At 68.4% G+C, this 12,962-nt stretch carries 13 protein-coding genes and 1 tRNA gene; 5 read left to right on the top strand and 9 right to left on the bottom strand.

What is annotated here, in order from left to right; genetic code table 11:
- Positions 1-206: 206 nt before the first annotated feature.
- The 4 genes from HD599_RS18375 to HD599_RS15145 all read right to left on the bottom strand — a co-directional run bounded on the left by HD599_RS18375 (position 207) and on the right by HD599_RS15145 (position 4,066).
- The gene (locus HD599_RS18375; RefSeq protein WP_184239046.1) at positions 207-1,337 is read right to left on the bottom strand and encodes an FAD-dependent monooxygenase; all 1,131 of its coding nucleotides are present in this window, start codon (positions 1,335-1,337) and stop codon (positions 207-209) included.
- Between the two features lie 9 nt (positions 1,338-1,346).
- A complete protein-coding gene (locus tag HD599_RS15135) occupies positions 1,347-2,099 on the bottom strand; it encodes an SDR family oxidoreductase (RefSeq protein ID WP_184239048.1) in 753 nt (250 codons plus the stop codon).
- Between the two features lie 65 nt (positions 2,100-2,164).
- Entirely contained in the window at positions 2,165-3,145 is a 981-nt protein-coding gene (locus HD599_RS15140; RefSeq protein ID WP_184239050.1) for an aldo/keto reductase, read from the bottom strand.
- 42 nt (positions 3,146-3,187) lie between these two features.
- Positions 3,188-4,066, bottom strand: a complete 879-nt coding sequence (locus HD599_RS15145; RefSeq protein WP_184239052.1) for an aldo/keto reductase — start codon at positions 4,064-4,066, stop codon at positions 3,188-3,190.
- A 124-nt stretch (positions 4,067-4,190) separates the two neighbouring features.
- On the opposite strand from HD599_RS15145, the gene HD599_RS15150 reads away from it, so the two are divergent.
- Positions 4,191-5,069 (top strand): helix-turn-helix transcriptional regulator, encoded by an 879-nt coding sequence (locus tag HD599_RS15150; RefSeq protein WP_184239054.1) that lies wholly within the window; start codon positions 4,191-4,193, stop codon positions 5,067-5,069.
- 212 nt (positions 5,070-5,281) lie between these two features.
- On the opposite strand, the gene HD599_RS15155 is transcribed toward HD599_RS15150, so the two are convergent.
- Positions 5,282-5,357, bottom strand: a tRNA-Arg gene (locus HD599_RS15155).
- 62 nt (positions 5,358-5,419) lie between these two features.
- A complete protein-coding gene (locus HD599_RS15160) occupies positions 5,420-5,794 on the bottom strand; it encodes an MmcQ/YjbR family DNA-binding protein (RefSeq protein ID WP_184239057.1) in 375 nt (124 codons plus the stop codon).
- Between the two features lie 93 nt (positions 5,795-5,887).
- Here HD599_RS15160 and HD599_RS15165 point away from each other — a divergent pair, with 93 nt between their 5' ends.
- From HD599_RS15165 to HD599_RS15175, 3 genes are read left to right on the top strand one after another with little or no spacing between them, the layout of a single operon-like run.
- On the top strand, positions 5,888-6,697 hold the full coding sequence (locus tag HD599_RS15165) for a thymidylate synthase (RefSeq protein ID WP_184239058.1): 810 nt from the start codon (positions 5,888-5,890) through the stop codon (positions 6,695-6,697).
- Complete coding sequence (locus HD599_RS15170; protein ID WP_184239060.1) at positions 6,694-7,215, top strand: dihydrofolate reductase; 522 nt, start codon at positions 6,694-6,696, stop codon at positions 7,213-7,215. Before HD599_RS15165 ends, HD599_RS15170 begins: the two co-directional genes overlap by 4 nt.
- Before the next feature lie 3 nt (positions 7,216-7,218).
- Entirely contained in the window at positions 7,219-8,199 is a 981-nt protein-coding gene (locus HD599_RS15175; RefSeq protein ID WP_184239062.1) for an alpha/beta fold hydrolase, read from the top strand.
- Between the two features lie 212 nt (positions 8,200-8,411).
- Here HD599_RS15175 and HD599_RS15180 read toward each other — a convergent pair whose 3' ends face one another.
- Positions 8,412-9,554, bottom strand: a complete 1,143-nt coding sequence (locus tag HD599_RS15180) for a glycosyltransferase (protein ID WP_184239064.1) — start codon at positions 9,552-9,554, stop codon at positions 8,412-8,414.
- Between the two features lie 178 nt (positions 9,555-9,732).
- Here HD599_RS15180 and HD599_RS15185 point away from each other — a divergent pair, with 178 nt between their 5' ends.
- Positions 9,733-10,539, top strand: coding sequence for an alpha/beta fold hydrolase (locus HD599_RS15185; RefSeq protein WP_184239067.1), 807 nt, complete (start codon positions 9,733-9,735; stop codon positions 10,537-10,539).
- Here HD599_RS15185 and HD599_RS15190 read toward each other — a convergent pair.
- Positions 10,536-11,534: a hypothetical protein gene (locus tag HD599_RS15190; protein WP_184239069.1), complete on the bottom strand. Its 999-nt coding sequence runs from the start codon at positions 11,532-11,534 to the stop codon at positions 10,536-10,538. The genes HD599_RS15185 and HD599_RS15190 overlap by 4 nt on opposite strands.
- The gene (locus tag HD599_RS15195) at positions 11,531-12,952 is read right to left on the bottom strand and encodes a DUF2079 domain-containing protein (protein ID WP_184239071.1); all 1,422 of its coding nucleotides are present in this window, start codon (positions 12,950-12,952) and stop codon (positions 11,531-11,533) included. The genes HD599_RS15190 and HD599_RS15195 overlap by 4 nt, the downstream gene beginning before the upstream one ends.
- Between the last annotated feature and the right edge of the window lie 10 nt (positions 12,953-12,962).

Consider the following 12,962-nt stretch of genomic DNA (forward strand, 5'->3'; position numbering starts at 1 on the left):
CGGCCAACCGCCAGAACGTTTAACGACGAAAGCCCCGCACGACTGTGCGGGGCTTTCAGCGGTGCGCCCGGAGGGATTTGAACCCCCGGCCTATTGATCCGTAAATCCTCGGAACTCAAGGGATTTTCGGCTGGCAGCGGCAATGTCGTTCACACACGATCTTCGCCGAGTGTGGGCAAAATGTGGGCACGGATATTGGCGCGGCATCATGCTGCCGGACTAAACCTACGGCTGAAGGTCTGGCCTGACTGCACCGAGCTCTGTGCCGACCGCAGCCGCTTCTTCTCGTACTTGAGCAGGGCATCGGCGATCAAACGCCCGTCGAGTCCGCGCCGAGCGGCCGCCTCGATGACGTCGGCGAGAACCTCGGCGTCGTCGAGCGCCTGGGTGAAGCCGCTTCCGGTCATCGGAGTGGCGACGTGGGCGGCGTCGCCGACGATGGCGAGGCGCCCGTTGACGACGTGGTGAGGTACGTATTCGCTGATCGGGGTGCCGATGACCCGCCCGGCGCGCAAGCTGGCCTGCATCACCTCGGTCCATTGCGGGGACCAGCGGCCCCGCCCCATTCGCGCCAATTGCTCCGCGAGCTCGTCGGGTATCTCGTCCGCGGAGACGGAGTGGTGCACGACCGAACCCTGCACATTGCCGTTGCGGTAGAGAAGGTCGTTGTGAGTGCTGTCGTAGACGGCCCAGCCGATGGTGCGACGTCCGCGTTCGGTGCCGCCGTCCTCGCCGGGAAAGCTGCCGCCGAGGAGCATGGCGTCGTCGTCGCCGAGGAACACGTTCTGGTCGAACGCACGGTGTCCGCGGATGGACTCTGGAAGGCCGGTTTCTTCCATGGTCGCGATCCAGACAAGGTAGCCCGCGAAGGTGGCATCCGGATGACTCGGGGCGACGGCCGCGCGGACGACGCTGCGATGCCCGTCGGCACCGATGACGACGTCGGCGCGAAACACGCGACCATCGTCGGCGGTCGCCCAGGCCGCGCTATCGCCCTGATCGGCTGAGGTGACCCGCGCGTTGTGAATCACGGTGACGCCGGGGTCGTGTTCGACGGCCGCGTAGAGCGCGGTGAAGATAGTGTGCCAGGAGTGCATTCCGCCGGAGAGAGTGGTCGGCACTCGCGGCGACCCGGGCACGAGGCCCCATCCCGTTACACGTTCGACGAGGCCGTCGGACACGAGCAGTCCGCCGCCCCGGCTCCGGCCGGGACCGCTGCGTTCGAGCAAGGTCACCGCCACGCCGACCCGGGATAGGGTGAGCGAGGTCATGAGTCCGGCGAGGGATCCGCCGACCACGATCGCGGTCGGCGGCCGGTTGAGTGTCCGGTCGTTCACAGAGGTTCCTTACTTGGCGTTGCGAAGGACGTCGAGATCGTCCCGGAGTCGTTGCGGCTCGTCCGCGAGAGGAAGGTTGTCCCGGTCGCGGATGCCGTCGACCGATCCCACCTCATCGGGGTCGAGCCCGGCGAACAGCGGGCCGAGATCGGCCTGCTCGTCGCCGCGTTCGGCGACGAGCTCGAGGGTGCGGCCGATGGCATCTGGTTCGGTGAGGCTCTCGACGAGGACGCGGGCGATCTGCGCCCGGGCGATGGAGCCGTCCGCCGGCGAACCGGTGAATCGGGTATCGCCCTGCAGCATCGTGATGCGGTGCTGGTCGGCGTCGTTGTAGTCGAACCAGCCGGGTCGGATGATCGTATACGGGTTGCCGCTGGCGCGGACGAGGCGTTCGCCGCGCCGCTTCCAGTCGCTCATATCGTGCCGGGCCGTCGCGCCGATCGAGGTCATCAGGGCGATCCGCACCTTGCGTCCGTTCAGGGCGTGGAGGACGTTCTTGACGGCACCGTAGTTGACCCGTTCGCCGTCGTTGCTGCCGTGGGTGAAGATGATCGCGTCGACGCCGTCGAGCGCCTCGGTCAGGGTGCCGGCCTCGGTGAGGTCGCCGACGAACGCTTCGGCGCCAGCATCAAGACGGCGGGCGCGGCGGGATTTGCGTACGAGGGCTCGGGTGGCGTGACCAGCGCGCACGGACTGTTCGACGACCTTGGTGCCGATGCTGCCGGTCGAGCCGACGACGAGCACTGTGAAGGACTTGGGCATGGTGTTCCTGATCTTGTGTGGCGGTGCCGGACCAAGGCCGGTCCGGCACCGCCGGTGCTGAGGATTTAGAAGAAGGTGGGTTCGCGCGGTGCGTAGGGGCCCTCGAGTGCGGCTACTTCTTCGTCGGTCAAAGTGATCTCGAGTGCGGCGGCGGCGTCCGTGAGGTGCTTCGCCTTGGTGGCGCCGACGATCGGGGAATCCACGACCGGGTTCTTCATAACCCAGGCGAGGGCGACGGTCGCCATGGCGACCCCGCGGTCGGCGGCGATGCGCTCGACAGCGTCGACGATGGCCTTGTCGGACTCGACGAACATCGGGCGGCCGAACTGGTCGGTGCCGGGAGTCGAGGCACCGCGCGTGGTGCTCTTGTCGCCCCACGGGCGGGCGACGAGGCCACCGTTGAGCGGGGACCAGATCAGATTGCCGACGCCCTGGTCGGCGAGCAGTCCCTGCATCTCGCGCTCTTCTTCACGCTGGAGCAGGTTGTACTGGTCCTGCATCGAAACGAACTTCGTCCACCCGTTCTGCACGGCAGCGGACTGCATCTTCGCGAACTGCCACGCCCACATCGACGAGGCGCCGATGTAGCGCACCTTGCCCGACTTGATCACGTCGTGAAGGGCTTCCATCGTCTCTTCGACCGGGGTTTCGGGGTCGAAGCGGTGGATCTGCATCAGGTCGATGTAGTCGGTGCCGAGACGGGTCAGCGAGCCGTCGACCTGTTCGAGAACAGCCTTGCGGCTGAGGCCGCCGCCGCCGGGGTTCTGGCTCATCGGCCAGTAGATCTTCGTCGCGAGGACGGTCTCTTCGCGGCTGGAGTATTCGCGCATGGCGCGGCCGGTGATCTCCTCGGAGGTGCCGCCGCCGTAGACATTGGCGGTGTCCCAGAAGTTGATGCCGAGCTCGACGGCCTGCTTGAACAGCGGTGCGGCCGCTTCGTCGCCGAGCGCCCAGGGCTGGAAGTCGTTGGGGGTGCCGAAGCTCATGCAGCCGAGGGTGAGGGCGCTGATCTTGAGACCGGAGTTGCCGAGTCGTGTGTATTCCATGGTTCGTTTCCTATTCAGTGAGTCGGATGGATGTCGCGGGGATCAGGCTTCGGGGATCGGGAAGGCGTGATCGGTGAGGTTGATGAAGCCGGGCGGGGGTCCGCCGCGCACGCCGGTCTCGAGGGCGTCGACCGCCGCGAGCTGATCCGGGGTGAGCTCGAAGTCGAGGGCGAAGTTCTCCGCGATACGCTCTGCCTTCGTCGACTTCGGGACGACCGCCCGGCCCTCGGCGAGGTGCCAGGCGAGCATGACCTGGGCGACGGATTTGCCGTGCTCGGCCGCAATCGCCTTGAGGGTCTCATTCTCGAGAACGCTCGTGGCGCCGGGCGTGTAGGTGGTGACGCCGCCGATGGGCGACCATGCCTGCGTGAGGATCCCGTGCGCGGCGTTGGCGGCCTGGACGTCTTTCTGCTGGAAGTACGGGTGCAGCTCGATCTGGTTGACGGCGGGGACGACCGTGGTCGCGGCGAGCAGCTGCTCGAGGTTGTCGGTGGTGAAGTTGCTGACGCCGATCGCACGGACCTTGCCGTCGGCGAGCAGCTGCTCGAGCGCCTTGTAGGCCTCGATCGTGAGGTCGAACGCGGACGGGAGCGCCTGGTGCAGCAGGACCAGGTCGATGTAGTCGACGCCGAGCTTGCCGGCGCTCTTCTCGAACGAGTGCAGGGTCGCGTCGAAACCGTAGTCGCTGATCCAGATCTTCGTCTCGACGAAGACCTCCTCGCGCGGCACACCGGAGTTGCGGATACCCTCGCCGACCTCGCGCTCGTTGCCGTAGGCGGCAGCGGTGTCGATCAGGCGGTAGCCGGCGCGCAGCGCCTCTTCGACCGCGGCGGTGGTGACGTCGGCAGGGGTCTGGAAGACGCCGAGGCCGACGGCCGGAATCTCGATTCCGTTGTTCAGGGTGATGGTGGTGTTTGTCATATCCCGAACGTAAGCGCGCACCTCTCCCGGGTGAGAGTTCACGATATTCACCCCCAGGGCGGAGGGCTGGGGGTGAATTGTGTGCACTCCCAGAAACAACCGGTACTCGGCTAGCGTCACGGGTATGGATAGCAAGAACGACGTGCAGGAGTTCCTCACCGCGCTGCGGGCACGGCTCACCCCGGAGAAGGCCGGTCTCACGACCTTTGGCGGCGAACGCCGCGTCCCTGGCCTACGACGGGAAGAAGTGGCCCAGCTCGCCGGTGTCAGCACCGCCTATTACACGCGCATGGAACGCGGCGACCTCAGCACCGTCTCCGAGAGCGTCCTCTTCGCCCTTGTCCGTGCACTGCAGCTGAACGATGCGGAATCCGCGCACCTGTTCGATTTGTCGAAGGCAGCCTCCGGTCCCCGTCGCGAAACGCGGGCCAAGCCAGAAGCCCGCGTGTCCCCCGCCGTTGCCCAGCTGCTCGACACCATGCGCGACGTGCCCGCGGTCGCGATGAACCGCATCACCACCACCGTCGGCTCCAACCCGCTGGGACGTGCCCTCTTCCCGCTGCTGTTCCCCGCCGACGGCAAGCCGGTCAACAGCGCTCGTTCCTTCTTCCTCGACGACCGGGCCAAAGAGTTCTTCCTCGATTGGGAGACCAGTGCTCGCGAGGCAGTTTCCGCTCTCCGTCTCCTCGCCGGCCAAGATCCCAGCGACAAGGCGTTGATGGCCCTCGTTGGTGAACTCGCCACCCGCAGCACCGACTTCCGCACCTGGTGGGGCGGCCACACCGTCCGCACCCACGTCTCCGGCACCAAGAGGATCAACCACCCGATCGTCGGCGAGATGACGCTTACATTCGAGACACTGATGCTTCCGTCGAGCGGTGGCATCATGATCTCGACCTACCTCGCCGAACCAGGGTCACCGTCCGCCGACGCGCTCGACCTGCTCCGCAGCTGGAGTGCAGAGCCTGTCAGCTCGGTCAACGACATCTCAGGCACGAGTTAGCTACAAATCAACCCGGTCTCGCCGCGCCGCACCACCCAAGCTCAATTGCTCAGTGTCGAGCTTCTTTTCCTGCGTGATCCCCCTGCCTACCCAGCCGTAGGCCTCTATCAGCCGGGTCGCTCTACTTCCCGCCCCCTCGAAATGTGGGCACGAGCCGATTCGACACCGCCGCTTAACGACGAAAGCCCCGCACGACTGTGCGGGGCTTTCAGTGGTGCGCCCGGAGGGATTTGAACCCCCGGCCTATTGATCCGTAGTCAATTGCTCTATCCGCTGAGCTACGGGCGCATGTCGAGCGATTCGCGGAACCCGCAAATGCCAACTCGAAGACTATACCAGTGGTTTCGGCATCAATTGTCCAAAGCCGAGATCTGACGCTTGAGAGCGACCTGCCGGTACGAGGTATCGATGATCTCCGCGACCTCGGTCCAGTCGGTGTCGGGAGCCTCGAGGTCGACGGCGAGCCAGCCGCCCGGGCCCCAGTACGGCGGCGAATAGAAGGGTTCGCGGGCCAAGTATGCCTCCCGCTCACCCGGTGCGGGCTTGAACACGATGGTGTGCGACCGGTCCATCGATGCCGACATCATCACGAAGATCTTCTTGCCCGCGCGGAAGGTCGGGCGGCCCCATGCCGCGACCTCCACCGACTCCGGGTACGCGAGCGCGATGGCGCGGATCCGTTCGACGAGTGGATGCCCCGGGTCGATTACCAGAGGATGCTCCATGAGGGCGAGGGTAGTCGGGGGTTTCGACAGGCTCAACCCGCTGAGAAACACAATCCGTGCCCGTGTCGGCCCGCTCGATTAAGCTAGACCCCGATGAACACGCCAATCGCCACCCCGTATGAAGACCTGCTCCGTCACGTACTCGCGACGGGCTCGGTGAAGACCGACCGCACCGGAACCGGCACCACGAGCGTCTTCGGCGCGCAGTTGCGGTTCGACCTCTCCCAGGGCTTCCCGCTCATCACCACCAAGCGCGTGCACTTCAAGTCGATCGCCTACGAGTTGCTCTGGTTCCTGCGCGGCGAGGGCAATGTGAACTGGCTGCAGGAGAACGGCGTCACCATCTGGGACGAATGGGCGGATGCCGCCGGCGACCTCGGTCCGGTCTACGGCGTGCAGTGGCGTTCCTGGCCCACGCCGTCGGGCGACCACGTCGACCAGATCAGCCAGGTCATCGACACCCTCCGCACCAACCCCGACTCGCGTCGCATGATCGTCTCCGCGTGGAACGTCGCCGAGATCCCCAACATGGCCCTGCCGCCGTGCCACGCCATGTTCCAGTTCTACGTCGCCGACGGCAAGCTGTCCTGCCAGCTCTACCAGCGCAGCGCCGACCTGTTCCTCGGCGTGCCCTTCAACATCGCCAGCTACGCCCTGCTCACCCACCTCGTCGCGGCGCAGGTCGGCCTCGAGGTCGGCGACTTCATCTGGACCGGCGGCGACTGCCACATCTACGACAACCACCGCGACCAGGTCGCCGAGCAGCTGACCCGCGAGCCCTACGCGCCGCCGACGCTGAACATCACCGCGAAGCGCGACAGCATCTTCGACTACGAGTACGGCGACCTCGAGGTCGTCGACTACCAGCACCACCCCGCCATCAAGGCGCCCGTCGCCGTATGAGCGAGGCACCGCGGCCGGGTGTCGGCCTGAACGGTGTCGGCCTGATTTGGGCGCAGGCGCACGACGGCGTTATCGGGCACGCGGGCGTTATGCCGTGGCATCTGCCCGAAGACCTCGCGCGGTTCCGCGCCGTGACGATGAAACACCCGGTCGTGATGGGGCGGCGCACGTGGGATTCCATCCCCGAGAGATTCCGTCCGCTGCCGGGACGCCGCAACATCGTCGTCACGCGTGATGCGGAGTGGGGCGGGCGCAATGCGTCGGCCGAAGCGGCATCCTCTCTGTCTGACGCTCTTGAAACGGCCGGCGACGGCGACGTCTGGGTCATCGGCGGCGGCGAGATCTACCGTCAGGCCCTGCCGCTCGCCACCCGGCTGCACGTCACCGAGATCGACCTGGCCGTGCCGGGCGACACGGTGGCGCCCGAGATCGGCGACGACTGGGGCGTGGATGCCGCGGGCGACTGGCTCGAGTCGAAGAACGGTATCCGCTACCGGTTCGTCGAGTACCGGCGGTAGACGATGGCGGTCAAGCACTCCCGGCACCGGCGGCGCACCGACGTCGAGGTGCAGCGCGTCTACGACGGCGACGTCTACGTGCGCGTCAACTCGATCGGCGCCACGGGAGTTCGGCCGTTCCTGCTGATCCCGGGAATCGGCGTCTCGTCGACCTACTTCGAGCGGCTCGCCCCGAACCTGCTCGAGTTCGGCCCCGTGTACGCGCTCGACCTGCCCGGCTTCGGCGGCGTGCCCCACCCCGACGACGCCATGTCGATCCGCGCCTACGCCGACCTCGTCGGCAAGGTGATCGACGAGCTCGAACTCGACGACCCGATCGTGGTCGGCCACTCGATGGGCAGCCAGGTGGTGAGCGACCTCGCCGCCCGCCGCCCCGACCTCACGAGCCTCGTGCTCATCGGACCGGTCGTGAACCCCGCCGAACGCCACCTCCTCACGCAGGCGCGCCGCTTCCTCGGGGCGGCCTGGCACGAGCCGGCGACGGTCAAGATCCTCGCGGTGAGCGCCTACCTGTTCTGCGGGTTCAAGTGGTTCTCGCGCGTGCTGCCCAAGATGATGCACTATCCGATCGAAGAGGCGCTGCCGAAGATCCGGGCGCACACGCTCGTCATCCGCGGGGAGTTCGACGGCGTCGCCCCGCGCGCCTGGGTCGAGAAGGTCGGCGAGCTGCTGCCGTCGTCACGACTCTGGGAGATGCCCGGCGCCGCCCACTCGGTGATGTACGCCCATGCCGACGAGGTCGCCCGACTCTGCGTGGAACACGCCCGCTCGACGCCGACTCCCGGCGACAACACGCTCAGAATCGTGGATGTCGCGGCCGACGCCGCCTCGGACCCCGACGTCACGCTCGGCCAGGTCGCCAGCGCGATCGGGGGCCGTCTCGTCGAAACGGTCGGCGTCATCAAGGGCGACGACGACCTGATCGCCGAGGGCAAGACCAAGCACGCCGAGGCGATGGACGGGTCGGACAAGCCCGCCGAGTAGCGCGGCCCCTGTGGGCGCGCTGTTCATCCGAGGGCGCGCAGTTCCTCCGAGGTGGCGCCGCCCTCCGAGGGCGCGCTGAGGTTTGTCTCGGACGCGCCCGTTCGTGCCCCCGCGTGCGCGACAAACCTCAGCCGCGACGCACCAAACCTCCGCGCGCTCGACGACGCTGAGCGCCGCACACCGCACGCCGCACACCGCACACCGCGCGCTGCCTAGTCGGTGGCGGTCAGGGTTCCGTCGACGCGGCTCGCCGAGGGGGCGGGCGACGTGGTGCGGTCGGGCTTGTAGACGACGCGCGAGTGGTAGACGAAGCGGATCACGAACCCGACCGCGATGAGCAGCGCCTGCGCGAGGATGCCCGGCACCGAGGTCGACTCGACGATCAGGAACAGCACCCCCGTGCGCACCGCGGTCTCCGTGCCGTTGAACGCCACGGACTGCGCGAACCTCTTCCACACGGAGTGGGCGCCGTCGCGCAGGTCGTGGAACACGAACCGCTCGAGCAGCACGAAGTTGCCGAGGATCGTGACCACCGCGGCGACGATCGCGGCCGCGAGGTACCAGACACCGAATGCCTGCAGCGCGGCCATGATGCCGAGGTTGGCGACGGCTCCGACGGCGCCGATCGCGGCGAAGCCGGAGAGCCTGCCGAAGCGGAGGGCCGCGATCTGGGCGAGGAACGTGAATCCCTGGCGCAGGTCGGCCTTCGACTCCCCCGCGTGGCGCTCGGCGAAGACGAACGGCTCCTCCACCACGGTGAGCGGGGTGCGGGCCAGGATTTCGAGCAGGATCTTGAAGCCGTGCGGGCGAAGCGTGGAGAGGTCCACCGACGAGCGGCGCACCGCGAAGAAACCGGTCATCGGGTCCGTGCAGTCGCGCAGCTTGATCGGGAACATCGCCCGCGTGAGCACGGTGGCGCCGGTGGAGACGAGGTGGCGCAACGCGCCGGAGAGCCCCGCGTCCGCGCCGCCGGCGATGTGGCGGGAGGCGACGACGACGTCGGCGTTCTCCGACTCGCCCGAGGCGACGAGAACCGGGATGAGCTCGGGCGGGTGCTGCAGGTCGCCGTCCATCACGACGCTCCAGCGTCCGCGGCTGGCTTCGAGCCCCGCGACGACCGCTCCCGAGAGGCCGCCGGTCGCGACATCCCGATGGATCAGGCGGATGGGCAACGGAGACCTCGCCGCTTCGCGCCGCACGGCAGCGGGAGTCTCGTCGCTGGAGTCGTCGACGACGATGATCTCGGCGGCGAGCCCCTCGACGGCGGCTTCGATGCGCGCCACGAGCTCGGCGACGTTGTCGGCCTCGTTATAGGTCGGCACCACGATCGAGACTTCGATCTGCTGTGTCGTCATGGTGCCTCCGATTGTTCGCCGGGCCAGAATCCCGGCGGCACCTCTTGTTCGGAGCCGTCGCGGTTCCGGACGCCCCTTCGGCAGAAATAGTTGGCCGTTGACGCTGTTTCCGCGCCGCGAGTAGGGTTCGAGAGGGCCCAGCCGGCCCGTCACGGAACCCGCCCGAGGAAGTGCGACCATGACATCGACCCACACGACTCCCGTCTCCGGCGGCACGCTGCACTACGAGATCCGCGGCAGCGGCCCGGTGCTGATCATCACCGGCGCACCGATGGGCGCCGCCGCGTTCGCGCCGCTCGCCGACGCGCTGAGCACCGACCACACCGTCGTCACCCACGACCCGCGCGGGGTGGGCGGCAGTGTGCTCCACGACCCGGGGAGGGATTCCACGCCCGAGTTGCGCGCCGACGATCTGCTCTCGATCCTCGACTCGCTGCAGGCCGAGGACGCCGACGTCTTCGGCAGCAGCGGCGGCGCCGTCACCGGTCTCGCGCTGATCACCCGGCACGCTGACCGCGTGCGCACGCTCGTCGCGCACGAGCCGCCCCTGCTCGAGTTGCTGCCGTACGCCGCCGACTGGCGGGAGAAGACCGAGAGCATCATCGAGACCGCGCGCGAGCACGGGGTCGGTGCCGGGTGGGGCGCGTTTATGCGCTCGGCCGGGTTCGACACGGGCAACGCCCCGCCGCCGCCCGAGACCACGCCCACCCCGCAGGAGATCGCCGACAGCGTGCACTTCTTCGAGCACGAGCTGCGCGGCACCACCCGGTACGTGCCGGACTTCGAGTCGCTCAAGCCGCACGTGGGGCGCATCGTCGTCGGGCTCGGCGAGGACTCCGGGCACCTGAACACCGACGCGACGACGCGCGCGCTGGCCGCCCTGCTCGACGTCGAGCCGGTGCTCTTCCCCGGCGACCACGCCGGGTTCATCGGGCAGCCGGCGGAGTTCGCCGCGCGGCTGCGCGCGGTTCTCGCGACCGACTAGGCGCGGGGCCCGCTCGACGGGGGACGCCAGGCCGCGACATCCACCCCGTAGACCCAGCGCTTGCCCGGGAATTCGGTCACCGACCAGACCTGTCCGCGCTCGGGCCAGACGGCGATGTCCTCGGGGCCGGGCGGCAGCACACCCTCGTACCGCGTCCAGGCGTCGGGCGCGCCCGTCCAGAGGTCGCCGCCGAGCTTGTCGCCGCGGCTCGCGTTGACGAACCAGACGCCGTCGACGATGACGACGCCCTGCATCTGGGCGATACCCGGCACGTGGGTGTCGTCGATGGTCGACGCGTCGTCCGCGAGCAGGAAGCGCGACAGGCGTCCGCCCTCCCCCGTGCTGTACTCGCCGACGACGAGCCGCAGCTCGGCGTCGTCGGTCGGATCCTCCGCCACGAACGAGTAGCGCAGCATGCCGTTCTTCGGGGCTTTCGGCTGGCGGAACTCCCCGTGCTGCGGCAGCAGGTAGCGGTAGCCGAACACCCGCTCGCGCTTGGCGTCGAGGATGTCGCTCAGCCGGAACTCGAGCAGCCCGCCCTTCGTCGCGGCGACCAGCAGCCGGTCGCCCGACCAGACGATGCCGCCCGCGTGCACGACCACCGGGTCGAACGCGAGCGTGGCGCCCTCGCGCCGCGGCGAAACCAACAGCACGTGGTGGAACCGGGGGCGCTTCGGGTTTCGCAGGTCGATCACGCTGATGCGCACGCCCTGCTCGACCCCGCGCTTGGGCTGTGCGTACCAGCTCGTGATGACGATCGGCACGCCGCCGAAGTCGCCGGTCGCGATGCCCTGCGGCCACCAACGCTGCGTGAATGTGTCGAAGAGACCCCAGCCGTAGCCGACGACCGCGGCACTGCCGGGCACGCGGGCACGGCGCAGGCGGCGGCCCCGGTCGGCAAGCAGACCGAGCAGGCCGACGCGGGTGTGCGTCGCCGCGGCATCCGCCCGCACTGACGGGTCGGCCGGCGAACCGTGCAGCTCGAAGCGGGTCACTGGCGCTCGGCCACCTGGTAGTCGGAGTCGCTGTAGACGAGCGTGTAGTTCGTGCCGGGGTGCAGCTGCTCGGCGTAGACGGCGGCGTCGGCGGGGGCGTTGCCGCCCCAGGTGCCGTTGGTGCGGTCCATGATGATGTACTCGGCACCCGGGTTGCCCGGATTGCCGAGCCAGAACACCGTCGTGTCGGGCACGAGGTAGTGCATCAGCGCGATGTCGGCCTCGACCGTCGCGCCGTCGGGGATGACGTCCATCGCCTCGTACGCCTGCTCCGCGCGCGCCGGCGGGGTGAAGGTCTCGGGTTTGACCAGCGCGCCGAGCGCCTGGCTCGGCAGCAGCATGATGGCGACGGTGACCACCACGGCAGGCACCGCCTGCGCGTACGACCGCATCCACGGCAGCCGGCTGACCCGCCCGCTGCGAACCGCGTCGACGAGCGCGAGGTACAGCACCGGCATCAGCACCGCGCTGTAGTGCCAGCCCGGCCCCCAGTAGCCCTCGTTGGTCGAGACGAAACGCCAGGCGAGAGTCGGAACCATGATCAGCACGAGCGGCGAGCGCAGCGCGAGGCCGGCGCAGGCGAGCAGCAACAGCCCGACGGTCTCGTAGCGCTTGCTGGGCAGCACGAAGTCGAGGATCGCCTGGCCCAGCGGCTTGAACTCCTCGGTCGTCGAGAGCCCGTAGGCGTAGTGACCTCCCGTATTCAGAAGGGGCAGGATGACGACGAGCGCGAGTATCAGCCAGCCGACGCCCCAGCCGACGAGCGCGAAACCGAGCTTCGCCCCGGCCTTCCAGACGAGGTAGCCGCCGATGAATGCGACGGTCAGCCCGAGGTCTTCTTTCACGAATACGAGCGGCGCGGCCCAGAGTGCCGCGGCACGCCAACGCTGCTCGAGAATCGCCTCGAGGCTCAGCGCCAGCAGCGGCAGCGCGAACGCGATCTCGTGGAACTGCACGTCGACGGCCGCCTGCAGCCCCCAGCTCAGGGCGTAGGACGTGCCGATCAGGGCACCGGGCCCGCGGCCGAGAGCGCGCGTCGCGGCGCGGGTGACGACGAAGGCGGAGACGCCGATGAGCACGTTCTGCACGATCAACAGGGTGAAAGCCGAGGGGAAGACCGCGAACACCGGTCCGAGCAGCACGAGCAGCGGGTGGAAGTGGTCGCCGAGCAGGTTGAAGCCGTCGCCCTTGATCGGCACGATCGGCGCCTCGAACCGCGAGTAGGCCTTGGCCAGTTCGGTAAAGATGCCGAGGTCCCACGACGGGGACTTCAGCGTGATCCACTGCGAGTACGACAGCACGGAGTACAGGGCCGTGGTGACGGCCGCGACGACCCACGCGGCCGGCGGTTGCGCCCTCAGCGCCTCGGCACCGCGCTCGAGACGCACGCGCTGGCGGATGTCGGTGAGGGTCGGCACGTGTGGAACT

The organism is Conyzicola lurida (assembly GCF_014204935.1).
GTDB lineage: Bacteria > Actinomycetota > Actinomycetes > Actinomycetales > Microbacteriaceae > Conyzicola > Conyzicola lurida.